The following is a 21,756-nucleotide window of genomic DNA, read 5'->3' as shown; positions in this document are numbered from 1 at the left end:
ATCTCCCTCGGGAGGGTCGGGGCGAGGGTGCGGGTCAGTTCACCCACTGCCCGCCGTCCACGTCTATCACCTCGCCCGTCATGAAGCACGGCGTGACGGTGGCGAGGAAGGCGACCACCTCGGCGATGTCTTCGGGCGTGCCGAGCCGCGCCAGCGGGATGGACCCCACGATGGACTCGCCGCGGCTGGCGATCATCTGCGCCGTCAGGTCCGTCTCGATGAGCCCGGGGCAGATGGCATTGACCGTCACGCGCGGTGCCAGCTCCTTGGCCAGCCCGCGCGTGAGCCCGAGCAACCCCGCCTTGGCCGCGCAGTAGGCGAACTGGCTTACCGCGCCGAACCCCGCGCCGGTATGCGCGCTCACCGAGGAGATGTTGACGATGCGCCCCGCGCCCTGCGCCAGCATGGCCGGCGCCACCGCCTTGGCCCAGTTGAAGGCGCCCTTGAGATTGATCGCGAGGGTGCGGTCCCACTCGCCTTCCGTGATCTCGAGCAGCCCCTTCGGCTGCGACACGCCGGCATTGTTCACCAGCACGTCCACGCGGCCCCAGGCGTCGAGCACCTGGCGGCCGAGCGCCTGCGCCCGCACGAAGTCCGAGACGTCGCCCTCGAGCGCGAGCGCCTCCACGCCCAGCCCGCGCACCTCGCCCGCCGTATCGGAGAGCTCCCGCGCACGCACATCGACCAGGGCGAGCGCGAAGCCTTTCCGCCCGAGCGCCAGGGCCGACGCGCGCCCGATTCCCCGGGCCGCCCCCGTCACGATCGCCACCGATCCTGGGCTCACGGTGTCACCAGCGGGCCGAAGTAGCCGTTGCGGTGGAACATGCGGACGGGGCCGCGCTTGGCGGCGCGGAGGCGCCCCGTCTCGGCCGCGTCCACCGCACCCCTCGACCCTTCCATCACCACGCCGTAGTCCTCCATCGCCGACTCGGCAGAGATGAAACCGCCGAGCACGTCCTTGCGCACACGCTCGATGGGCCGGTCCAGCGGATTGCCCCAGCCTCCGCCTCCGCTGGTGTCCAGGCGGACCACGTCGCCCCGGCGGAGGACGTTCCCATCGGACATGGGCGGCAGCACGCGCTCGTCCAGACGCCCCGGGTTTACCACACAGCGCCCGGGGCGGCCGGCGTGCCCGCCGTTCACCCCGGCGGGCGGGAAGAGGATATTGTCCTGCCGGATGGCGATTACCGCCTCGTCGGCGAGCAGCTCGATCTCCCGAACGACGCCGCAGCCGCCGCGGAAGCGCCCCGGCCCGCCCGAGTCCCGGTGCAGGCCGTACTGGCGCAGGCGCATGGGGAAGACCATCTCCATGAACTCGGCCGGGTAGTTCTTCTGCGCGACGTAGTAGATGGCGTCGAGGCCGTCGGCGAAGGGCCGCGCCCCGTAGCCCACGGCCACGCCGTCGCTCACGAGGAAGAACTCCTGCTGCGCCCGGTCGAAGCCGCGCAGGAAGTAGATGTTGTAGACGGAGTTGGAGGCCGGCACGTCGCCGCCGGTCGCGAGAGCCAGGAGTGCCAGCACGTTGGACTGCACGCGGGCCAGGGTGTGCGCGCGGTTGCCGAGAGGTGCGGGCCAGTGGGGCTGCAGGATGCTCCCCGGCCGCACTCGCACCTCGTCGATCGCGTCCTGCGCGCCGTCGTTGAGGAGGACGGTCGGGTGGCCCGAGAGCAGGTAGATGCCGATGATCAGCTTCGGCACGCTCTCGTGCATGATGAAGTTGATCGGCCCCTTGGCCTGGTCGTCGCTCTCCCGCGTGTCGATGGCGATCCGCCCGCCGTCCTTCGTGAGGCGCATCCGCACGTGGAAGGGCCGCCCGCTCATACCGTCGCCGTCCACCGCGTCCTCGCTTTCGTAGGCGCCGTCCGGGATGCGCGAATCGAGCGTCTTCCGGATGGTGTCGCGGCACTGCCGCTCGAAGAACGCCCAGGCTTCGAGCACGGTCGCGGCGCCGAAGCGCGCGAACAGCTCCTGCACGCGGCGCTCGCCTAGCCGGCAGCCGGCCAGTACCGCGCGGATATCCCCTTGCAGGATGTCGGGGAAGCGCGAGTTGCGGACGAAGATGCGGAAGGCCTCGTCGTTGAGCACGCCTTCCCGGTAGATGCGGACGGCCGGAACGATGATGCCCTCGTGGAAGATCTCGGTGGCGTCCGGCGAGATGCTGCCGGCCCGCATACCCCCGATGTCCCAGAAATGCCCCCAGGTCTGCGAGAACGCCACCAGCCGGTTCTGGTGGAACACGGGCGCGGCGAACACCATGTCCGGCGAGTGGGACACGCCGCCACGCGAGCCGTAGCAGTCGTTGTACCAGTAGAGGTCGCCGGGCCGCATCGTCTCGGGCCGGTACTGTCGGAAGATGATCTCCGTGAGGTTGCCGAACAGCGGGATCATGGTCCCGCACACCACCCGCCCGCGGGCGTCGAGGATGCCGGCGAAGTAGTCCTTCTTCTCGCGGATGAAGGGCGACATGGCTGTGCGCTCGATCACCGCCTCCATCTCGGCCTGGGCCGCCCGGAGCGCGCCCTTGACGATCTCGCGCGTGACCGGATCGGGTTGGGGATCGGCCGCCGCCGGAGCTCCCGCGCGCCGCCGCGCGCGCGCACCCCTCACCGCCTGCCCCTTCGTACGCCCCGCGCCGCCGCGGGCCGCCGGACGGCGCCCAGCCGAACGATCAGGTTCCCATGCCGGTCCACCGTCGCCCGCTGCCCCGGCCACACCACGGTGGTCGAGTCCAGCTGCTCGACGATGGCCGGCCCCGCGAGGACCGCGCCCACCCCGAGCGCCGCGCGGTCCACGCACGGGCAGCTCACCCAGCCCGCGCCCGCAAAGTAGACCAGCCGCCCACCTGGGCGCGCGCGCCGGGCCGGCCCCCGGCGGGCATCGAGCGTGGGCAGGGCAAAGCGCCGCACGCGGCCCGCCGCGGCCACCCGCAGGGTGACGATCTCCACCGGCGCGTCCTCCAGCGCGTAGGTATAGAGCTGGCGGTGACGCGCGTGGAAGCGCCGGATGAGGGTGTCCGGCGAGAGACCGCGCTCCTCCCATGGCACCGTGATCTCGAAGCCCTGATGCCGGTAGCGCAGGTCCGCCAGCCGGCGCAGGCGGCGGCGCGCCGGCGGCACGCCCTCCGCGGCGAGCCACGCCTGGGCCTGCCGCTCCAGGTCGGCGTAGACGGCTGCGATCGCCTCGAGATCGTAGTCCGGCGGCTTCTGCAGACTCGTGCGCGCGTAGTCGTTCCGCACCTCGGTGCCCAGCAGCCCGAAGGTCGACAGCACGCCCGGGTGGCGCGGGACCACGACCGTGCGCATCCCCAGAAGCGTCGCCAGGTCCGCCCCGTGGAGCGGGCCCGCGCCCCCGAAGGGCAAGAGGGCGAAGTCGCGCGGGTCGTAGCCGTGCTCCACCGAGACGAGGCGGATGGCGCCGACCATGTTGTTGTTCACGATGTCGAGGATCCCGTCCGCCGCCGCCTCGAGGCTGAGTCCCAGGGGCCGGGCCACGCGCTCCTCGATGGCTCGCCGGGAGCGCTCCACGTCCAGCGCGATCTCGCCGCCCACCAGATGTGACGAGATGCGGCCGAGGACGAGGTGGGCGTCCGTGACCGTCGGCTCTTCCCCGCCGGCGCCGTAGCACGCCGGCCCCGGTTCGGCCCCGGCGCTCTCGGGCCCCACCGTGAGCGTGCCGTCATCTGCGACCCGCGCAATAGAGCCACCCCCCGCGCCGATGGTGTGGATGTCGATCATCGGCAGGTGGAGCGGCCAGGCGCCGACGGTCCCCTCGACGGTGATTTCCGCCTCGCCGCCGCGGATCATGCAGACGTCGGCGCTGGTGCCCCCGACGTCCACCGAGATGAGATCCTCGAACCCTGCCGCCCCGCCCACCAGGCGCGCGCCGACCACGCCGGCCGCCGGCCCGGACAGCGCGGTGTGGATGGACTGCCGGCGCACGACGTCCGCTCCGACGACACCGCCGTTGGACTTCATGATGCGCAGCGGCGCCGAGATCCCTCGCGAGAGGAGCCGCTCCTCGAGGCGCTCCACGTACCGCCCGACCAGCGGCTGCACGTAGGCGTTGAGAACGGTGGCCATGGTGCGCTCGTACTCGCGGAACACCGGTAGCACCTCGCTGGACAGGGAGACCGCGCAGCCCGGATGCTCTTCGAGCAGCACCTCCCGGGCCCGGCGTTCGTGCGTGTCGTTGGCGTAGCTGTGCAGGAAGCAGACGGCCACCGAGACGACCTCCGCCTCGCGCAGGTGCCGCGCGGCGGCGCGCACTGCGCCCTCGGTCACGGGCTCCAGCTCCTGTCCGTCCACCCCGATCCGCCCGGGGATCTCGAAGATCAGCTCGGGCGGCACGGGCCGCGACGGCTTCACCCAGGCGAACATGTTGGCCCGGCGCGGGATGTCGTGGCGCCCGATCTCGAGCACGTAGCGGAACCCCGCCGTCGTGAGGAGTCCGGTCGGGGCGCCCTTGTCCTCGAGGATGGCGTTGGTGGCGGTGGTCGTGCCGTGGAGCACCTGCCCGAGCCCGCCCGGGTGAGCACCGGCGATCCGCAGCACCTTCTCCACGCCGACGAGGAAGCCCTCCGAAGGGTCGCGTGGCGTGGTGGGCGTCTTGGCGATCCAGAGCCGTCCCGTTGCCGGGTCGAGCAGCGTCACGTCGGTGAACGTGCCGCCCACGTCGAGGGCGATGGTGTAGCCCCGCAGGCGAGGCGCGGCCGCGGGGCTCACAGGACGTTGCGCGGCTTGCCGACCGCCTTCTCGGCAAAGCGCGAGAATCGAAAGGGGGCGATGTCGAGCGACGGCTTGCCGTCCACGATCAGCTCGGAGACCAGCCGCCCCGCCACGGGCCCCATGGCGAACCCGTGACCGCTGAACCCCGTGGCGAACACGAAGCCGCGGAGCCCGGGGACCTCGCCCAGCACGGGCGCCAGGTCGGGCGTGGCGTCGATGTAGCCGGCCCAGCTCTCGGCGATGCCGAGCCGCGGCAGCGACGGCAGCAGGCGCTGCAGCTCGGCGAAGCTGCGCTGGACCTTGGCGGGGTTCGGCCGGGGCTCGACGCCGCGGTCCCAGATGAGCGGGTGGCGCCGCGCCGACGATCCCGGAAGCGCGGCCATGAGGCTCTGAACCAGTGGCAGTCCGACGTGGAAGCGGAACAGCGCCTTGTTCTTCCAGTAGTTGGGCAGGAAGAAGCGGATTTGCCGGAGCGAGTCGAGCGTGACGTCGTGGTCCAGCGCACCGCCCGCGGCGATGTTGAAGCAGCCGTCCTTCCGCTGGCGAAAGGCCACCCCGGGCCCCCACACGGCGCAAGACGTGACGGCCGGTGCCGGCGTCGTCCTGGCCACGGTGCCGCGCACCCAGCGCTGAGGCAGCTCGAGACGGAGGGTGCGCGCGAGGCGCGATGACCAGGCGCCCGCGGCGCACACCAGCCACGAGGTGCGGATCTCGCCACGCTCGGTGATAACCGCGCTGACCGCGCCGTTGCGCGTGGCGACGCCCTCCACTGCGCATCCCAGGTGGACGGCTGCCCCGTGCGCCGCGGCCGCCCGGGCGAGGGCGTCGGTGGCCTTGCCCGGATCGGCGTGGCCGTCAGTCGGGGTGTGCATGCCGCCGACCCAGTCGCCCCCGAGCCCCGGCACGACCGCCGGCAGGTCGCGCGCCCGAAGCAGCCGTGTGTCGAGGTCGAACTGGCGCGCGACCTCCAGCCACCGCTCGAAGAGCGCCATTCGCGCCGGGTCGGCGGCCAGCGCCAGGTTGCCGCCCTGGACCCACTCGATGTCGGCGCCCAGCTCCCGCTCGAGGCCGCGCCAGATTCGGTTGGCCTCCATCATGAGGGGCACCTCGTGCGGGTCCCGGCCCTGCTGGCGCACGAAGCCCCAGTTCTTCCGCGACTGCTCACCGAGGACCGCGCCGCACTCGACGACGACGGCCCGCACGCCACGCTGGGCCAGATAGTAGGCCGTGGCGCACCCGACGATCCCCGCGCCGACCACGACGACGTCCGCCTCGCGCTCCATAGGTGCCCGCTGATGGTAGGTGAAGGCCTCCGGCGTGTCAATCGCCGCGCGCTCCCTACACTCTCGGCCCGCTTCCCTTGACAGCCCGGCGGCGGGCGTGTAGCCTCCATTTCGTAATGAGAACCATTCCTAAGAGTCCCGATGCGGCGCTCCGCGCCCGTGGTCTCCGGCTGACGGGCCCGCGGCGGGTGATCCTCGAGGTGCTGCGCGGCACGGAGTCGCACCCGACGGCCGAATGGGTGTACCGCTTCGTGCGCCGCCGGCTGCCCCGCGTCAGCCTCGGCACGGTCTACCGCAACCTGCGTCTCCTCGTCGCCGAAGGGCTGGCGGCCGAGATTCCGGGTCCGCATGCTCGCTTCGACGCCAACATGGACGCGCACCACCACTTCACGTGTGTGCGCTGCGGCCGGATCGTGGACGTCGACGGCCCGCTGGCCGAGCCCCACGCCGAGGCGCTCCGCGTGCGGATCGCGGCGCGCACCGGGCTCGCCATCACGCACCACCGCATCGAGTTCTTCGGCCGCTGTCCGCAGTGCCGGTCCGCGAAGGCCCGGCCGCACCGGCCGCGACGTTCACCCTGAGTCGCGCGCACACCCGCAAGGAGGGCACACCATGGCAGGCAAGAGCCTCAAGGGCACCAAGAGCCACGAGAACCTCAAGGAAGCGTTCGCCGGCGAATCGCAGGCGAACCGCCGGTACCTCTACTTCGCCCGCGTGGCGGACATCGAGGGCTTCCCGGACATGGCCGGCCTCTTCAAGGACACGGCCGACGCCGAGACCGGCCACGCCTTCGGGCACATGGACTTCCTGAAGGACGTCGGCGACCCGGCGACCGGGGAGCCGTTCGGCAAGACCGAGGCGAACCTCAAGTCGGCCGTCGCGGGCGAGACCTACGAGTACACGCAGATGTACCCGGGCATGGCCAAAACCGCGCGCGACGAGGGCTTCGCCGAGCTGGCGGAGTGGTTCGAGACGCTGGCCAAGGCCGAGAAGTCGCACGCGGGCCGCTTCGCCAAGGGGCTGAAGCAGATCGCGGGCAAGGACCCGGCCGAGGCGATCTAGCCTGTTTCTTCTTTGGTTGGCGGGGCGGCGTGAGAGCGCCGCCCCGCCGCACTTCACGAGGTCAACATGACGCTGGACATACGGCAGCCCGGATTCTGGAACCTGGAACTGGTCGATCACGAGCTTCGCCGCGTCTACGACATCTGCAGCGGCTGCCGTCGCTGCCTGCCGCTCTGCCCGTCGTTCAAAGTCATGTTCGACCGGCTCGACACGGAGGCGGTGGACGGCGACGTCCTAAAGCTGCCGGCCAAGGACATCAAGGAGGTCGTGGATCTCTGCTACCAGTGCAAGCTCTGCTACAACCACTGCCCGTACACGCCGCCGCACCGCTGGCAGGTGGACTTTCCGCGGCTCATGCTCCGCTCTCGCTCGGCGGAAGCCAGGCAGAAGGGCGTGACCCTCCAGGACCGGTTCCTCGGCAACACCGAGCTGGTCGGGCGCCTCGGGAGCCTGACGGCGCCGCTGTCCAACTGGGCGTCCTCACTGCCGCCGCAGCGCGCGCTCATGCAGGCCGTCGTCGGCATCCACAAGGACCGGCAGCTGCCGCCCTTCCACCGCGAGACCTTCTCGGCCTGGTTCGACCGGCGCCGCTCGCCGTCCTTCCAGCCTCGGGCTCGGGTGGCGCTCTTCGCCACGTGCTCCGTCGAGTTCAATGACCCCGCGACGGGCAAGGCCGCCGTCGCCGTGCTCGAGCGAAACGGGGTGGACGTCTCGCTGCCGGCGCAGCGCTGCTGCGGCATGCCGTACCTCGACGGCGGGGCGGTGAAGGAGGCGAAGGGTCTCATCGCCGACAACGTCAAGTCGCTGGCTGAGGCCGTCAGGCAGGGACGCGAGATCGTGGTGCCGGGGCCGACCTGTTCCTACATGCTCAAGCAGGAGTACCCGTGGCTCGACGGCTCCGAGGACGCCAACCTGGTCGCCGGCCACACGCGCGATCTCTTCGAGTACTTAGCAGGGCTCCACGCCGCCGGCCAGCTCGATACGCGGTTCCCGAATCCTCCGAGGAAGATCGCCTACCAGCTGCCCTGTCACCTGAAGGCGCAGAACATGGGCACGAAGTCGGCCGACGTGCTGCGTCTGACGGGCGCGGAGGTCGAGACCATAGAGAAATGCTCCGCCGTCGACGGCACGTGGGGAATGAAGAAAGAATACTTCCAGCTGTCCATGAAGCTGGCCGAGCCACTCTTCAAAGGCGTGCGAGAGGCCGGCGCGGATTGTGTCGCGACGGACTGTCCGCTGGCGGCGCTCCAGATCAAGCAAGGCACGGGGCTCCCAGCCCGGCACCCGATCCAGGTCCTCGCCGACGCCTACGGAATCGAAGAACCATGAGCCCGGCGGGGCATGACAAGATCCAACTGAAGGACGTCCTGAACTTCTTCGATTACGAGAAGGTGCGCGCCGAAATGCGGGGGAGGGTGATCGATCTCAAGCGGATGCGCCGGGTGCCTGTGGGCGAGCACCTGAGCTTCGTCTTCGAGAACCGCGACACCGTGCTCTTCCAGATCCAGGAGATGTGCCGCGTCGAACGGATCACGGACGACGCCCGCGTCCAGGACGAGCTCGACGTCTACAACGCCCTCCTCCCGGGCCCGGGCGAGCTCAGCGCCACGCTCTTCATCGAGATCACCGACAAGGACCAGATCCAGGCCGTGCTCGACCGGTTCATTGGTATCGACGCGGGGGGTATCGACGCGGGGGGCATCGACGTGGGGCCGACGGTCTGGATCCAGGTGGGCAAGGAGTTCGCCGTCCCGGGCGAGTTCGAGGCCGGGCACTCCGACGAGGAGAAGGGCAAGCTCTCAGCCGTCCACTTCGTCCGCTTCGCGTTCCCGCCCGAGGCTGTCCGTGCCTTCGCGAGCTCGCCCGTCCATCTGGTGGTGGACCACCCCGCCGTGCGCGCGCGCGTCGAGCTCCCGGCCGAGAGCAAGGCGCAGCTGCTCGAGGATCTTCGGGGCTGACAGACGAAGGCCGGGCGGGGCATCACGCCCCGCCCGGCCTGTGAGTCGCGTCCCTTCTTGCTGCCTACCCGCCCTTCTTCATCACCTCGAAGAGCAGATAGAAGACCGCCGTCAGGATGAAGCCGAACCAGAGCGTGCCCTTGACGGTGCCGAGGGGCTTGGTCGTGGGCTTACCGGGGGCCATCGCGAGGCAATTCCACTCGACGAGCGCGATGATGATCAGCGCGATCAGCCAGAATGCCGCGCCGGAGCCGGGCATCGGCATGGGCAGGTGGAAGGCCGCGCCCATCATGAAGAGCATTGGGATCGAGAACACGGTGTTCGTGCGAGAGGCGAGCCCCGCGCGGGCGCCCGCGGGAGCCGCGGCCGGGTTGGCCGGCTTGCCGGCCGCCGTATCGAGCGCGTTCTGGATGACGAGCTTCTGCTTGGGCCAGATCACGAACCAGACATTCGCCCACATGACGGTGCCGAGAAGGCCGCCCAGCAGGATGACCCAGGTGCCGGGATCGCCGAGGCCCCGCTTTTCGATCCAGTAGTGGAGAAGGTAGAGCAGGCCAGACAGGAACGTGATCATCGCGCTCCAGCGGAACCACCAGAGGGCGCGCGGCAGGAGCTTCTGCTGGGCGCCGCTGCGCACGGGGGCATCGGTCTCGGCGAAGAACGGGGTCTGGACGAAATTGAAGTAGTAGAGCAGGCCGATCCAGGTGATGCCGGCCAGGAAATGGATCCACCGCAGCAGGAACAGCAAACCTGAGTCGCTCAACAGTGCCATCGAAGCCTCCTTGGAGAGGACTGCGGGTCAGACGCTGCCGTCACGTGTCGTCTTCGTCGTCGAGGTCCTCATCCTCCTCTTCGTCGTCATCGAGCTCGTCCTCGTCGTCGAGCTCGTCGTCGTCATCGTCGTCCTCGTCGTCATCATCATCGTCGTCGAAGTCCTCGTCGTCCTCGTCGTCCTGTTCCTTTTCGGCTTCAGCGTCGTCCTGCGCGTACACGGGATTCTCCTCGTCTTCGACCCATGGTCGATCGCCGAGCCACGCCATGAAAGGCTCCTCCGGACAGTCCCCGCCTTGACTTGCGAGACGGGAGTCGTTACTGTTGGACGTCGTTCGGCGGGATTATAGCAAAGCGTTTTTCGTGTCAACGCGATTTTCGGCGGCGTAGCTCAGGTGGCAGAGCAGGGGTCTCATAAGCCCCGTGTCGGAGGTTCGAGTCCTCCCGCCGCCACCACTCCCCCAGCCAGTTCCGAAGCGCTAGCGCCCCACGTACCGAGCCGAGTGTGCCGCGTGCGCCTGCCAGTTCGCGGTATACCGGGCGGCCAGCGCCCTGTCGTGGATCACGAGCAGGTTCTCGGCGTTCCGCTGCTCCGCTGCCGTGGTGAAGTTGAACGAGCCGGTGATGACGGCCTTGCCGTCGATGACCATGACCTTGTTGTGGGCGATGGCGTGCGCCCCGTCGATGAGGGTCACGATCCTGGCGTGCGCCACGAAGTCGGCCGAGGAATACCTGGAGCCCGTCTCCTTCCGGTCGAGGATGACTTGGACGTCGACGCCGCGATCGTGGGCCTCGACCAGCGCCTTGGCAATCGGGGCCGAGGTGAAGGAGTACGCCTGGACCAGCACGGTCGCCTTGGCCGCCGCGAGGGCATCCACGACGGCCTTGGTGGCGCCGTGGGTCGGCGAGAAGTACACCTGCCATGCCGGCTCGTCCGGCGCCGCCCGCGGCGTGGGCATCAGCGCGAGGCCGACGGCCACGAGAATTGCGCCGAGCCGGAAGCGCCACCGTCGAGCGGCTGAATCGGCACCCATGCCCCGAGTATCCCAGAAGATACAGGCCGGCACCAAGGGCTTTCCGCAGAGGCGAATTGAAGTTTGCGGACGGCTCCGCTAGACTGTCCTTCCCGTGAGCGACACAGGCACGGCCACCATCGACGCGCTTTTCGCTGAGGGCGGCATTTGGGGGCTCCGGGGCGGGGGGGGCTCCGGGGCGAAGCACAAAGGGGGAGCGGGATGAGCGACGAGATCCTCGTGGAGCGGGATGGCGGCATCGCCACCGTGGTGTTCAACCGGCCCAAGATGCGCAACGCGGTCAGCCTCGCCATGTGGGGCGAGATCGCCGACGTGACGGACGGGCTGGCCAAGGACGACGCGGTCCGCGCCATCGTCTACCGCGGCGCCGGGCGCGATGCCTTCGCCTCGGGCGCGGACATCTCCGAGTTCACGGAGAACCGCAAGGACACCCAGACCGCGCTCGCCTACAACAAGAAGACCGAGGCCGCGTACACTTCGATCAGGCTCTGCCCCAAGCCGACCGTCGCCATGGTCTTCGGCTTCTGCATCGGCGGGGCGATGGCGCTCGCCATGGCCTGCGACCTCCGCTTCGCCGCGGGCGGCTCCAAGTTCGGCATTCCGGCGGCCCGGCTCAGCATCATCTACGGCCTCGACCCGGTGCACCAGCTCGTGGACCTGGTCGGGCCCGCGTACGCCAAGGACATCCTCTACTCGGCGCGCACCCTCGACGCCGCCGAGGCCTTCCGCATCGGCTTCATCCAGCGCCTCGTGCCCGCCTCCGAGCTCGAGGCGTACACGTACGACTACCTCCGCACCGTCGCCGAGAACGCGCCGCTGTCCATCCGCGGCACCAAGGCGCAGGTGCAGGCGATCTTCGAAGGCGTCAACGAGGAACACAGGAAGGAGCTCTTCGAGATGGGCATCGAAACCTTCAACAGCCACGACTACGCCGAAGGCACGCGGGCGTTTCTCGAGAAGCGGAAGCCCGGATTCAAAGGTAAGTAGCGTCTGCGCATCGCCGCCCTCTCCTCTACGCCGCTCAACCCGCTGGAGGGGAGCGGCACCTTCGCCGGCATCGCGGGCCTCAAGCGCGGCCTCGAAGCGCTCGGCCACAGCCTGGAACTCCGGCCGCTCCGCCTCCGGAGCGGCTTCCACACCCTCGACCGGTGGCTCTACAACGCAGGCATCGCCTGGAGCCCGCCAGAGGGCGTTGACCTCGTCTACGGCGTGGACCTGGACGGCTTCCTCTGGGCCAGGGCCCGCAGCCTGCCCTTCGTCGTGAGCCTCAAGGGCGTCATCGCCGACGAGCTCAAGAACGAACGCGGGTGGGTGCGCGTCCTTCTCGCCATCCAGGCTCGCTGGGAGCGCCTCAACGCGCGGCGTGCCGACATCGTGATCGCTCCCAGCCGCTATTCCGCCGACGTCGCCCGCCGTGAGTACGGCGTGGCGGCCGAGAAGATTGCCGTCGTCCCCGAGCCCATAGAGCTCGAGCGGTGGACGTCGCTCTTTGCCGCAGCCGCGCGGTGCCCGCGGGGCGGCCCCACCATCCTCTGCGTCGCGCGCATGTATTCGCGCAAGCGCGTCGGCGACCTCCTCGAGGCGGCCGCTCTCCTCCGCCCCCGAATCCCCGGCGCCCGGGTCCGCATCGTAGGTAAGGGTCCCGAGTGGGAGGATGCCGTCCGGCTCCACGCCAAGCTCGGGCTCGGCGAAACGGTCACCCTCCTGGGCGACGTCTCGCGGGATCGGCTCGCCGAGGAGTACGTGAGCGCGGACATCTTCTGCCTGCCGTCGGTGCAGGAGAGCTTCGGCATCGTCTTCCTCGAGGCCATGGCGGCGGGGCTCCCGGTTGTCGCCTGCCGGGCTGCCGCCATCCCGGAGGTGGTCGAGGACGGCGTGACGGGCCTGCTCGCGCCGCCGCGCGACCCCGCGGGCCTTGCCCGGGCGCTCGAGGCGCTGGCCGTCGATCCCGAGCGGGCACGCGCCATGGGCGAGGCTGGGCGCCGCGCGGTGCGCGCCTACGTACCCGAACGGGTCGCCGCACGGTTCCTGGAAGCGGTAAGATTGGGCCTCGAAAGGGGGCAGTCGCGATGAACGCCGGTCACGTGTACGCGACTCGGAAGTTTACGTTCTCCGCGGCCCACCGCTACTGGCGGGACGAGTGGAGCTTTGCTGAGAACCGCCGCCTCTTCGGCAACCTCACGGTGTCCCACGGGCACAACTACGTCCTCGAGGTGACGATCCGCGGACCGGTAGACGCTCAGACCGGCATGGTCATGGACCTTGCCGAGTTGAAGCGCGTGGTGTCGGACGCCGTCGTCCAGCGCTTCGACCACGCCGATCTCACCGCCGACCCGCTCTTCGCCCAGGGCACTATCCCGACCACGGAGAATCTCGTCCGCGCGGCCTGGGATCTGCTGGCGCCGAAGGTGGGGCCGGAGAGGCTCTGGCGGCTGAGACTCTGGGAGGATCCGACCTTCTACGTGGACTACTTCGGCGCATGAGCGCGATCGAGCTGACGCGGCAGTACCACTTCAGCGCGGGGCACAGGCTCGAGAACCCAGCCTTCTCTCCCGAGGACAACGCGCGGATCTACGGCCAGTGCTACCGCCAGCACGGACACAACTACCTGGTCGAGGTGACCGTCGGAGGGCAGCCCGATCCCGTCACCGGCATGGCGGCGGACCTGGGCGCACTCGACGCCGCCGTGAAGCGTCTGGTCCTCGACCGCGTAGATCACTACGACCTGTCGAGCTCGGTCGATGCCCTGGCCGGCATTCCGACGACGGGCGAGAACCTCGCCCGCGCATTCTGGCAGTGGCTGGAGCCCGTCCTCGCGGCCGGAAGCCTGCGCCGCGTGGCCGTGGTCGAGACCGACAACAACATGTTCGAGTACCGCGGCTGAGCCGCGAGGTGACCCACATGGAGGACCTGATCCGTCAGCTTTTGAAGGAGATCGGCGAGGACCCAATGCGCGAGGGCCTCGAGAGGACGCCGACCCGAGTCGCCAAGGCTTGGGAGTACCTGACGTCAGGCTACAGGCAGGAAGCCCACCAGGTCCTCAACGAGGCGCTCTTCACCGAGGAATACGACGAGATGGTGATCGTGAAAGACATCGACCTGTACAGCGTGTGCGTCCCGAGTAGGCAACTGGTCGATGTAGTTGGGGGGCAGAAGCGGGCCCGGGACGTTATGCCAGGCAACAAGGTATGGACCCTCGACGGTGGCTATCTGAAGCAGACGGAGGTGCGAGCGATCACGTCTAGGAAGGTGCGCGACGTCGTGGAGGTCAGGACGAGGTACGGCCGCTTCCGCGTGACACCCGATCATCCAGTGAAGACGGACGTAGGCTGGAGGGAAGCGCAAGAGTTGAAGCCGGGCGCGCCCGTCGAGTGGATCAGCGCGAGGTCACTCTGCCGCGAGTTATCAGAACCGCAGCCCGGGTACGCGCTCGGCTACATGCTTGGCGCCACAGCGGCCGATGGCAGTATCCAAGAGGGCCGCCGGATCAGCCTGGTCGTGAAGAACCTCGAATTTGCGCTCAAGTACCGCACCATGGTCATCGCAGCGTTTCCCTCGTCGGCACCCGAAGTGGAGGCCATCAAGGTGCCTTCCGGTTTCCTCAGGCGCCGGGTACAAATGTACCGAGTCCGAATTGTCTCAAGGCATATCGGCGAGAAACTTTGCCGCTGGCTGAGCGTCTCTGAGAAGGGATCGAGAAGTAAGACAAAGACCTTCAAGTTTCCGAGGGTTGTCACATCCTCGAAGGAAATGATGCAAGGGTTCCTCGACGGCTATTGCGATGGCGACGGCCACAGGAACGGGTCAGGGCGATTCATCGGAAGTTCGAATAGCGAGTTTATGACCGAGTTGGCCGAGTACCTGGGCTGCAGTGTCGGCAAAGCCTCGAAGAGTTGCTTCCAACTGTACCTCCCGGATCGATGGGATCAGGCCGGGTGGTACGGGAGACACGGTTTCCGCCGGGAGAGCGATTTTTACGTGCCCTTTGATAGCACCTACACGGAGGTCATTGAGGTCAGACATCTTCCTGCGCCCAGGAAGCCGTACACGGTGTATAGCTTCAAATGTGAACCCTATTCCACGTTCCTGATATCGGGTCATCTTACGCATAACTGTGAACATCATCTGCTTCCCTTTTTCGGCAAGTGCCACATCGCCTACATGCCGTCACACAAGATCGTCGGGCTGTCGAAACTCCCGCGGCTCGTCGAGATGTTCGCGCGGCGGCTGCAGGTCCAGGAGCGGCTGACCACCCAGATCGCCCAGACGCTCAACGAGGTCCTCCAGCCGCGCGGGGTCGCCGTGGTCATCGAGGCCCTCCACATGTGCATGCTCATGCGCGGGGTCGAGAAGCAGAATTCCAAGGCGGTGACCTCCGCCATGCTCGGGCAGTTCCGGGACCGCCCGGAGACCCGCGCCGAGTTCATGGAGCTGATCAGGTCGCGGGGCGGCCTCGTCCTGTGAGGCTCACGGGCCAGGTCGCCCTCGTCACCGGGGCGGGACGGGGCATCGGCCGGGCCGTCGCCGCCGCTTTCGCCCGCGAAGGCGCCTTCGTGGTCCTGGCCGCGCGGTCGACGCGCGAGCTTGCGTCCATTCAGCGTGAGATCGAGACGGCGGGCGGGCGGGCGCTGGCGGTTCCGACGGACGTCAGGCAAGAGCCCGCGGTGGCGGCGCTCGTGACCCGCGCCCTCGCCGAAGGCGGGCGCCTCGACTGCCTCGTGACGGCGGCGGGGCTCGCGGCCTTCGGGCCGGTGGCCGATGCCAAGACCGAGGACTGGGACCAGCTGATCGCGGTCAACCTGCGCGGCGCCTTCCTCTGCTGCCGCGCCGTGCTGCCCGCCATGACGGCGCAGGGGCGGGGCACCATCATTAACATCGGCTCCGTCGTCACCAGTCGGACTCTTCCGGGCAGCGGCGCCTACACGGCCGCCAAGTACGGCCTCCTGGGCTTCTCGCGGGTCCTGGCCGAGGAGATGCGGCCTCACGGGGTGCGCGTGGGCGTGCTGTCGGCAGGGGCGACGGACACGCCGCTCTGGGATGCCGTGCCCCAGCCGCCCGACCGGGCGCTCATGCTGAAACCTGCGCTGATCGCCGAGGCGGCCCTTCTCATGGCGGCCCTGCCGCCGGGAGCGACCCTCGAGGAGCTGACCCTCCTGCCCCAGCGAGGGGTCCTCTAGCAGGCCGGCGATAAGGGCCCATCTGCTTCGTTGGCTCGGTCGCTCCTCGCGTAACGTACGTGGCAGTTCGAGCTGAGGGCGCAGCCCCGAGGCGAGGGCTGAGACAGACGTACGCCTCGCTCGTCGCATCCCTCGCCGCCTCGCATCTGGACCCTTCTCGCCGACCTGCGGAATCGACTCAGCCCTCGTCTCGCGTCGGCCGGCGGCCGCCGCTCAACTCGAAGGGCGGGGCGCCGCCTCGCATCTGGACCTTTTTGAGCCGCCTGCCGGTTTCTTGGCATTCTTCCAGGGGGCTCCACCGGGCGGTGGGGCTCTGCTATACTAAGGGTGTTGTCGCGTACTATCCGACACGGAACCCAAGGAGGGATTCATGATCTCACTGACCGAAACGGCTGCGAAGAAGATCTCGGACCTGAAGCTCGAAGAGGGTAAGCCGGAGTGGGGCCTCAGGATCCGCGTGGTCGGCGGCGGCTGCTCCGGCATGTCCTACGAGCTCGGCTGGGACGACGCGGTGGGCGCCGACGACGACGTCATGGAGTCGCACGGCGTCAAGGTCCTCGTGGACAGCAAGAGCGCGCCGTACCTCAAGGGCAGCGAGGTCGACTACGTGGACAACAACATGCTGGGGGCCGGCTTCGCCATCAAGAACCCCAACGTGAAGTCCTCCTGCGGCTGCGGATCGTCTCACCAGTTCTAAGCGTTTCACGCACGTCATGAAGGTCGCCGTCCGGTTCTTCGCCCGCTATCGCGAGGTGGCCGGCCGCGACCACGTCGAGCTGGACCTTCCGGAGGGCGGTACGGTCGAGTCGGCCTGGGAGGCGGTGGCGAGCCGCTTCCCGGTCCTTCAGCCGTACCGCCCTTTCACGTTGTTCGCCCTCGGCACCGACTACGTTCCGCCGACCCATCCCCTGCGCGCGGGCGACGAGCTCTGCTTCTTCCCGCCCGTGAGTGGCGGCGCGAGCGAAGACCTCGTCGAGGTCACCGCCGAGCCGCTCTCCGAGGAGCGGATCATGGCCGCCGTCGGCGATCCCTTCGCTGGCGGCCTCGTGCTCTTTTCGGGCGTCGTGCGCGAGGAGACGGGTGGGCGGCGCGTGAAGTACCTCGAGTACGAGGCGCACGCGCCCATGGCCGCGGCCAAGATGCGGGAGATCGCGTCGGCCGTGCGCGCGCGGTGGCCGGGCGTGCGCGCCCTGGCGCTCGTGCACAGGATCGGGAGGCTCGAGATCGGCGAGTCGAGCGTCATGATCGCGGTCTCCTCGCCGCACCGGGGCGAGGCCTTCGACGCCTGCCGCTTCGCCATCGACACGCTCAAGGAGACGGTGCCCGTCTGGAAGAAGGAGTACTTCGAGGACGGAGAAGTCTGGGTCGGTCTCCAAGGCGAATGTGACCACGGGCACTGAGCTCCGCGCGCTCGCCCTCGACTCCATTCGCCGCTCCGGGATGCTCCGGGGCGGCGAAGCTGTCTTGGTCGCCGTGTCGGGCGGCGCCGACTCCGTCGCTCTCCTCGACGTGCTCGGCGCCCTCGCCCCAGAGCTCCGCCTCACGCTCCAGGTCGTCCACGTCCACCACGGTCTCCGGCCCGAGGCCGACGCCGACGCCGGGTTCGCAGGCGGCCTCTGCGCCCGGCTCGGCATCCCGTTCCACCTCGAGCGCGTCTCGGTGACGCGGGAGCCGCCCTGGGACGGCCTCGAGGCGGAGGCGCGCCGCGCCCGCTACGGCGCCTTCCGTGAAGTTGCACGCCGCGTGGGCGCCCAGCGCGTCGCGACGGCCCACACGGCCGACGACCAGGCCGAGACGGTCCTCATGCGTCTCCTCGAGGGCGCAGGCCCGCGAGGGCTCGCGGGGATCGCCCCCGTGCGCGGGATCTTCATCCGGCCGTTCCTCGGCGCGCGACGGGCGGACATCGAGGCGCACCTGCGCGCGCGAGGGCTCGCGTGGGTCGAGGACGCGAGCAACAGCGACCCGCGCTTCCTGCGCAACCGCATCCGCCACGAGGTGCTGCCCTTCCTGGCCGAGGCCGTCGAGCCAGGGCTCGTCGAGCACCTGGCGCGCTCGGCCGCTCTCGTGCGCGCCATGGTCGACGACCTCGAGCGCGTCGCCGCGCGGGAGCTGCCGCGGCTCGGGCGGCGGGGCGCGGCAGGCTGGGTGTTGAGCGTCGCCGACCTGGCGGGGCTGCCGGGCGAGGCGGCGGCCGAGACGGTGCGCCAGGCCGCGCGCGATCTCGGGCACTCGGGCGCCCTACGCGGCCACGCCCAGAAGGCCCTTCGCGGGCTTCTCGTGCCCGGGGCGCGGCGGGGCGCCCTGCGCTCGGGAGGCGTGATCGTCGAGCGGAGCGGCCGGTGGCTGCGCGTCGGGCAGGGGCGGCTCCCGGCGCTCGCGGCCCATGAGTTTCCGGTGCCGGGTGAGCTCCCGCTGCCCGAGGTCGGCCTGGTGCTGGACGCCCGCTGCTTCGATCGGGCCCCAGGCTATGCCGCCCCGCGCGAGGCCGCGCGCGCGGCTTTCGATGCCGATCTCCTCCCGAGCCGGCTTCACGTCCGCGGCAGACGGCGCGGGGACCGCTTCGCGCCGTTCGGCGGCCCTGCCGAGCGGCGGCTCAAGTCGTTCCTGATCGACGCGGGTGTGCCCCGCTGGGAGCGCGATCGCGTGCCCCTCGTCGAGGCGGGGGGCGACATCATCTGGGTCGCCGGGCTCCGGCGCGGGCAGGCCGCCCCGGTCGGGCCGGGGACGCGGCGTATCCTCGAGGTGACACTTCGGTCTCCTCTGGCGGGGCATGAGGCGGGAGAGTAAGATGGCGCGCCAGGAGGGGACATGGGACTGACGCGGGAGCGGTTGCTGGCCACGGGGATGCTGTTGGCTGCGCTCTGGCTCGTCCCCCAGCCGGCCGCTGCCCAGTCTGGATCTGCCGCCGCCAAAGGGCCGGACAGCAAGGCTATACTCCACGCGCTGGAAGACGCCTTCGCCTCCGTCGCCGACCGGGTGACGCCGTCCGTGGTCAATGTCAGCGTCAAGCCCAAGAAGGCGCCCCCCGGCGAGGGCGGCCAGCCTCCCGAAGGCGAGCAGCGCTTCCGCGACTTCTTCGGCCCCGAGTTCTACGACCGCTTCTTCAAGCGCCGCGCGCCGCGCGAGGAGGCGCGCTCGGCAGGCTCAGGCGTCATCGTGGACGCCCGCGGCTACATCCTGACCAACGCCCACGTCGTGGAGAGCGCGGCCGAGATCGAGGTGCGGCTGTCCGACGACCGCAAGTTCGCGGCGACCCTCGTGGGGCGCGACGCGAAGACCGATCTCGCGGTCGTCAAGATCGACCCGGGCGCGGGCGCGCTGCCGTCGGCGGAGCTCGGCGACTCCGACAAGCTCCGTATCGGCCAGTGGGCCATCGCCATCGGCAACCCGTTCGGTCTCGACCGGACCGTTACGGTCGGCATCATCTCCGCGACCGGACGCACGCGGGTCGGCGTGGCGACCTACGAGGCGTTCATCCAGACCGACGCCTCCATCAACCCCGGCAACTCGGGCGGGCCGCTGCTCAACCTCGACGGGCGCGTGATCGGCATCAACACCGCCATCGTGTCCGCGGGGCAGGGCATCGGCTTTGCCATTCCGATCAACATGGCCCGCGAGGTCATGACCCAGCTGATCGCGAAGGGCCGGGTGGTGCGCGGCTGGCTCGGCATCTCCATCCAGGACCTGTCGGACGACCTCGCCGACGGCTTCGGGGTCCCCAGCAAGGGCGGAGTGCTGGTGGCGGACGTGCTGAAGGACGGCCCGGCCGAGGCGGCCGGCATGAAGCCGGGCGACATCATCGTCGAGCTGGGCGGCGTCCCGATCAAGGAGGTGACCGACCTCCAGAAGCGCGTGGCCGCCATCCCGCCGGGCCGAGCCGTCACTCTCACGGTGCTGCGCGACCGCAAGACCTCCAAGCTCACGGTCAAGATCGGGGAGCAGCCGGCTGAGGAGATGGTGGTGGCGGCCGGATCGAAGGGCGAGGGCCTCGGGGTGACGGTCGAGGAGCTCGGCGAGGACGCGGCGCAGGCGTACGGGCTGCCCGGGCGCTCCGGCGTCGTGGTCACAGACGTGGCGCCTGACAGCGCGGCGGCGGCGGCCGGCATCAAGGAGGGCGACCTCGTCCTCGAGGTCAACCGCCGCCGGGTCGGCAGCGTTGAGGAGTTCAAGAAGGCGGTGGCCGCGCTCAAGCCGGGCGAGGCCGTGCCCGTTCAGATCGCGCGGAGCGGGGCCGGCCGCGAGTACGTCGTCCTCAAGGTCCCGGACAAGCCCTGAGGCCATGAGCGCCGACCCCGAGCCATCCCGTCCCAGACCCGTGGCGCTCGTCATTGACGACGAGCAGGGAGTCCGCGAGTCCTTCCGCGTCATTCTCGATGGCGAGTTCGAGGTCCTCGAGGCCGATGAGGGCGCCAAGGGGCTCGAGGTCCTGCGCTCCCGCCGGGTGGACGTGGTCCTGCTCGACGTGCGGATGCCCGGGCCTCCCGGCCCGACCTTCCTCCCCCAGATCCTGGCTCTCGACGACCGTCTCGCCGTGATCATCGTCACGGCGGTCAAAGACGTGCGCACGGCCGTCGAGACCATCAAGGGCGGCGCCTACGACTACGTCACCAAGCCGTTCGACGTGGACGAGATCCTGGCCCTCGTGCGGCAAGCCGCGGAGCGGCGGGCGCTCGAGCGTGAGGTGCACTGCCTCCGGGCCGAGCTCGACCGCGCCCAAGGCTTCGACGCCTTGGTCGGGCGCCACCCGTCCATGGTCAGGCTCTACGAGCTCATCGCTCAGGTGGCGCAGACACCGGCGACGGTCCTGATCGCGGCCGAGACCGGCACCGGCAAGGAACTCGTGGCCCGCGCCATCCATCGGCAGGGACCGCGGCGCGCCCAGCCTCTCGTGGCCGTCAACCTGGCGGCCATTCCCGACACGCTGCTCGAGTCCGAGCTCTTCGGCCACGAGAAGGGCGCCTTCACGGGCGCCCACGCCCGGAAGATGGGCAAGTTCGAGCTGGCCCACGGCGGCACGCTCTTCCTGGACGAGGTCGGCACGCTCCGCGTGGATCTGCAGGCCAAGCTCCTGCGCGCGCTGCAGGAGCGGGAGATCGAGCGGCTGGGTGGAGGGCGCCCCATCCCGGTGGACGTGCGGATCATTGCCGCCACCAACGTGGACCTCAAGGCGGCGGTGCGCGCCCGGGCCTTCCGCGAGGATCTCTTCTACCGGCTCAACGTGGTGCCGATCGCGATTCCCCCGCTTCGCGCCCGCAAGGACGACATCCCGATCCTCGTCGAGCACTTCCTCCAGAAGTATTCGCGGGAGTTCAAGAAGGACGTTCGCGGCATCTCGCGCGGGGCCCTGCCGGCGCTCCAGGCCTACGACTGGCCCGGGAACGTGCGCGAGCTCGAGAACATCGTCGAGCGCAGCGTCGCGCTGGCGACGGGCCCGGTCGTCCACCTCGACGACCTGCCCGTGGACCTCGCCATCCACGAGGTCAACCAGCGGGCGGGCGGCGACGGGGGGCAGGCGTCGCTGCCGCTCCACGAGGCCCGCGATCGCTTCGAGCAGGCCTACGTGCTGCGCGCGCTCGAGCGCGAGAACGGGAACCGAAGCCGCGCCGCACGGGTCCTCGGCATGCACCGCAACACCCTCCTCGCCCGACTGGCGGCCTGGGGCGTCCGCCCCGAGGACAGCGCTCGCGCCCTGCCGCCCGCCGCGGGCGGGGGCCGTCCCTGAGCTCCGGTCTTCGCCGCCCCGCCGC

Annotated in this window: 21 protein-coding genes, 1 tRNA gene and 2 pseudogenes; 17 read left to right on the top strand and 7 right to left on the bottom strand. The window is 69.8% G+C overall.

All coding sequences use genetic code 11. The features are described from left to right. Nucleotides 1-34: 34 nt before the first annotated feature. From Q7W02_09050 to Q7W02_09035, 4 genes are read right to left on the bottom strand one after another with little or no spacing between them, the layout of a single operon-like run. On the bottom strand, nt 35-784 hold the full coding sequence (locus tag Q7W02_09050) for a glucose 1-dehydrogenase (GenBank protein ID MDO8476325.1): 750 nt from the start codon (nt 782-784) through the stop codon (nt 35-37). Next, entirely contained in the window at nt 781-2,607 is a 1,827-nt protein-coding gene (locus Q7W02_09045) for a hydantoinase B/oxoprolinase family protein (protein MDO8476324.1), read from the bottom strand. Before Q7W02_09045 ends, Q7W02_09050 begins: the two co-directional genes overlap by 4 nt. Then, nucleotides 2,604-4,721 carry a hydantoinase/oxoprolinase family protein gene (locus tag Q7W02_09040; GenBank protein ID MDO8476323.1) on the bottom strand — a complete coding sequence of 706 codons (2,118 nt, stop codon included), beginning with the start codon at nt 4,719-4,721 and terminating at the stop codon, nt 2,604-2,606. Before Q7W02_09040 ends, Q7W02_09045 begins: the two co-directional genes overlap by 4 nt. Beyond that, the gene (locus tag Q7W02_09035) at nt 4,718-6,007 is read right to left on the bottom strand and encodes an FAD-binding oxidoreductase (GenBank protein ID MDO8476322.1); all 1,290 of its coding nucleotides are present in this window, start codon (nt 6,005-6,007) and stop codon (nt 4,718-4,720) included. Before Q7W02_09035 ends, Q7W02_09040 begins: the two co-directional genes overlap by 4 nt. A gap of 116 nt (nt 6,008-6,123) precedes the next feature. On the opposite strand from Q7W02_09035, the gene Q7W02_09030 reads away from it, so the two are divergent. The 4 genes from Q7W02_09030 (at nt 6,124) to Q7W02_09015 (ending at nt 9,027) form a co-directional block, all read left to right on the top strand. Further along, entirely contained in the window at nt 6,124-6,588 is a 465-nt protein-coding gene (locus Q7W02_09030; GenBank protein ID MDO8476321.1) for a transcriptional repressor, read from the top strand. A 31-nt stretch (nt 6,589-6,619) separates the two neighbouring features. Then, nucleotides 6,620-7,069, top strand: coding sequence for a rubrerythrin family protein (locus tag Q7W02_09025; protein MDO8476320.1), 450 nt, complete (start codon nt 6,620-6,622; stop codon nt 7,067-7,069). Between the two features lie 66 nt (nt 7,070-7,135). Next, entirely contained in the window at nt 7,136-8,398 is a 1,263-nt protein-coding gene (locus Q7W02_09020; GenBank protein ID MDO8476319.1) for an anaerobic glycerol-3-phosphate dehydrogenase subunit C, read from the top strand. Next, a complete protein-coding gene (locus Q7W02_09015) occupies nt 8,395-9,027 on the top strand; it encodes a DUF3501 family protein (GenBank protein MDO8476318.1) in 633 nt (210 codons plus the stop codon). The genes Q7W02_09020 and Q7W02_09015 overlap by 4 nt, the downstream gene beginning before the upstream one ends. A gap of 64 nt (nt 9,028-9,091) precedes the next feature. On the opposite strand, the gene Q7W02_09010 is transcribed toward Q7W02_09015, so the two are convergent. Together Q7W02_09010 and Q7W02_09005 are read right to left on the bottom strand one after the other, a co-directional pair. After that, nucleotides 9,092-9,799: a urate hydroxylase PuuD gene (locus tag Q7W02_09010; protein MDO8476317.1), complete on the bottom strand. Its 708-nt coding sequence runs from the start codon at nt 9,797-9,799 to the stop codon at nt 9,092-9,094. A gap of 40 nt (nt 9,800-9,839) precedes the next feature. After that, complete coding sequence (locus Q7W02_09005; protein ID MDO8476316.1) at nt 9,840-10,067, bottom strand: hypothetical protein; 228 nt, start codon at nt 10,065-10,067, stop codon at nt 9,840-9,842. 111 nt (nt 10,068-10,178) lie between these two features. Between Q7W02_09005 and Q7W02_09000 the strand changes: the two genes are divergently transcribed. Beyond that, a tRNA-Met gene (locus Q7W02_09000) sits at nt 10,179-10,254 on the top strand. A 23-nt stretch (nt 10,255-10,277) separates the two neighbouring features. On the opposite strand, the gene Q7W02_08995 is transcribed toward Q7W02_09000, so the two are convergent. Next, nucleotides 10,278-10,832: a phospholipase D family protein gene (locus Q7W02_08995; protein ID MDO8476315.1), complete on the bottom strand. Its 555-nt coding sequence runs from the start codon at nt 10,830-10,832 to the stop codon at nt 10,278-10,280. 201 nt (nt 10,833-11,033) lie between these two features. Between Q7W02_08995 and Q7W02_08990 the strand changes: the two genes are divergently transcribed. The 12 genes and pseudogenes from Q7W02_08990 (at nt 11,034) to Q7W02_08935 (ending at nt 21,731) form a co-directional block, all read left to right on the top strand. Further along, nucleotides 11,034-11,819: an enoyl-CoA hydratase gene (locus Q7W02_08990; GenBank protein MDO8476314.1), complete on the top strand. Its 786-nt coding sequence runs from the start codon at nt 11,034-11,036 to the stop codon at nt 11,817-11,819. A gap of 42 nt (nt 11,820-11,861) precedes the next feature. Next, the gene (locus Q7W02_08985; GenBank protein ID MDO8476313.1) at nt 11,862-12,905 is read left to right on the top strand and encodes a glycosyltransferase family 4 protein; all 1,044 of its coding nucleotides are present in this window, start codon (nt 11,862-11,864) and stop codon (nt 12,903-12,905) included. Continuing rightward, the gene (locus Q7W02_08980; GenBank protein ID MDO8476312.1) at nt 12,902-13,315 is read left to right on the top strand and encodes a 6-carboxytetrahydropterin synthase; all 414 of its coding nucleotides are present in this window, start codon (nt 12,902-12,904) and stop codon (nt 13,313-13,315) included. The genes Q7W02_08985 and Q7W02_08980 overlap by 4 nt, the downstream gene beginning before the upstream one ends. Continuing rightward, a complete protein-coding gene (locus Q7W02_08975; protein ID MDO8476311.1) occupies nt 13,312-13,716 on the top strand; it encodes a 6-carboxytetrahydropterin synthase in 405 nt (134 codons plus the stop codon). The genes Q7W02_08980 and Q7W02_08975 overlap by 4 nt, the downstream gene beginning before the upstream one ends. Before the next feature lie 17 nt (nt 13,717-13,733). Continuing rightward, nucleotides 13,734-13,934, top strand: a pseudogene (locus Q7W02_08970) (GTP cyclohydrolase I). Nucleotides 13,935-14,945: 1,011 nt separating this feature from the next. After that, nucleotides 14,946-15,296 (top strand): annotated as a pseudogene (gene folE, locus Q7W02_08965) (GTP cyclohydrolase I). After that, nucleotides 15,293-16,009, top strand: a complete 717-nt coding sequence (locus Q7W02_08960; GenBank protein ID MDO8476310.1) for an SDR family NAD(P)-dependent oxidoreductase — start codon at nt 15,293-15,295, stop codon at nt 16,007-16,009. Before folE ends, Q7W02_08960 begins: the two are co-directional and overlap by 4 nt. A 370-nt stretch (nt 16,010-16,379) precedes the next feature. After that, nucleotides 16,380-16,706, top strand: a complete 327-nt coding sequence (locus Q7W02_08955; protein ID MDO8476309.1) for an iron-sulfur cluster assembly accessory protein — start codon at nt 16,380-16,382, stop codon at nt 16,704-16,706. Nucleotides 16,707-16,722: 16 nt separating this feature from the next. After that, nucleotides 16,723-17,409: a molybdenum cofactor biosynthesis protein MoaE gene (locus Q7W02_08950; GenBank protein MDO8476308.1), complete on the top strand. Its 687-nt coding sequence runs from the start codon at nt 16,723-16,725 to the stop codon at nt 17,407-17,409. Further along, nucleotides 17,393-18,796: a tRNA lysidine(34) synthetase TilS gene (tilS, locus tag Q7W02_08945; GenBank protein ID MDO8476307.1), complete on the top strand. Its 1,404-nt coding sequence runs from the start codon at nt 17,393-17,395 to the stop codon at nt 18,794-18,796. Before Q7W02_08950 ends, tilS begins: the two co-directional genes overlap by 17 nt. A 21-nt stretch (nt 18,797-18,817) precedes the next feature. After that, on the top strand, nt 18,818-20,284 hold the full coding sequence (locus Q7W02_08940; protein MDO8476306.1) for a DegQ family serine endoprotease: 1,467 nt from the start codon (nt 18,818-18,820) through the stop codon (nt 20,282-20,284). A 4-nt stretch (nt 20,285-20,288) separates the two neighbouring features. Beyond that, nucleotides 20,289-21,731, top strand: a complete 1,443-nt coding sequence (locus Q7W02_08935; GenBank protein MDO8476305.1) for a sigma-54 dependent transcriptional regulator — start codon at nt 20,289-20,291, stop codon at nt 21,729-21,731. Nucleotides 21,732-21,756 lie beyond the last annotated feature (25 nt).

This window comes from Candidatus Rokuibacteriota bacterium, assembly GCA_030647435.1.
Lineage (GTDB): Bacteria > Methylomirabilota > Methylomirabilia > Rokubacteriales > CSP1-6 > AR37.
The sequence above is the reverse complement of the archived record's forward strand: the minus strand, read 5'-3'. Positions and strand labels throughout refer to the sequence as shown.

What these genes read in the sequence shown, in the direction of transcription:
- Q7W02_08990 (MDO8476314.1), top strand. Translation starts at nt 11,034, where the DNA reads ATGAGCGACGAGATCCTCGTGGAGCGGGATGGCGGCATCGCCACCGTG.
- Q7W02_08980 (MDO8476312.1), top strand. Translation starts at nt 12,902, where the DNA reads ATGAACGCCGGTCACGTGTACGCGACTCGGAAGTTTACGTTCTCCGCG.
- Q7W02_09025 (MDO8476320.1), top strand. Translation starts at nt 6,620, where the DNA reads ATGGCAGGCAAGAGCCTCAAGGGCACCAAGAGCCACGAGAACCTCAAG.
- Q7W02_08995 (MDO8476315.1), bottom strand. Translation starts at nt 10,832, where the DNA reads ATGGGTGCCGATTCAGCCGCTCGACGGTGGCGCTTCCGGCTCGGCGCA.
- Q7W02_08955 (MDO8476309.1), top strand. Translation starts at nt 16,380, where the DNA reads ATGATCTCACTGACCGAAACGGCTGCGAAGAAGATCTCGGACCTGAAG.
- Q7W02_08935 (MDO8476305.1), top strand. Translation starts at nt 20,289, where the DNA reads ATGAGCGCCGACCCCGAGCCATCCCGTCCCAGACCCGTGGCGCTCGTC.
- Q7W02_08950 (MDO8476308.1), top strand. Translation starts at nt 16,723, where the DNA reads ATGAAGGTCGCCGTCCGGTTCTTCGCCCGCTATCGCGAGGTGGCCGGC.
- Q7W02_09035 (MDO8476322.1), bottom strand. Translation starts at nt 6,007, where the DNA reads ATGGAGCGCGAGGCGGACGTCGTCGTGGTCGGCGCGGGGATCGTCGGG.
- Q7W02_09020 (MDO8476319.1), top strand. Translation starts at nt 7,136, where the DNA reads ATGACGCTGGACATACGGCAGCCCGGATTCTGGAACCTGGAACTGGTC.
- Q7W02_09015 (MDO8476318.1), top strand. Translation starts at nt 8,395, where the DNA reads ATGAGCCCGGCGGGGCATGACAAGATCCAACTGAAGGACGTCCTGAAC.
- Q7W02_08975 (MDO8476311.1), top strand. Translation starts at nt 13,312, where the DNA reads ATGAGCGCGATCGAGCTGACGCGGCAGTACCACTTCAGCGCGGGGCAC.
- Q7W02_09010 (MDO8476317.1), bottom strand. Translation starts at nt 9,799, where the DNA reads ATGGCACTGTTGAGCGACTCAGGTTTGCTGTTCCTGCTGCGGTGGATC.
- Q7W02_08940 (MDO8476306.1), top strand. Translation starts at nt 18,818, where the DNA reads ATGGGACTGACGCGGGAGCGGTTGCTGGCCACGGGGATGCTGTTGGCT.
- Q7W02_09030 (MDO8476321.1), top strand. Translation starts at nt 6,124, where the DNA reads ATGAGAACCATTCCTAAGAGTCCCGATGCGGCGCTCCGCGCCCGTGGT.
- Q7W02_09005 (MDO8476316.1), bottom strand. Translation starts at nt 10,067, where the DNA reads ATGGCGTGGCTCGGCGATCGACCATGGGTCGAAGACGAGGAGAATCCC.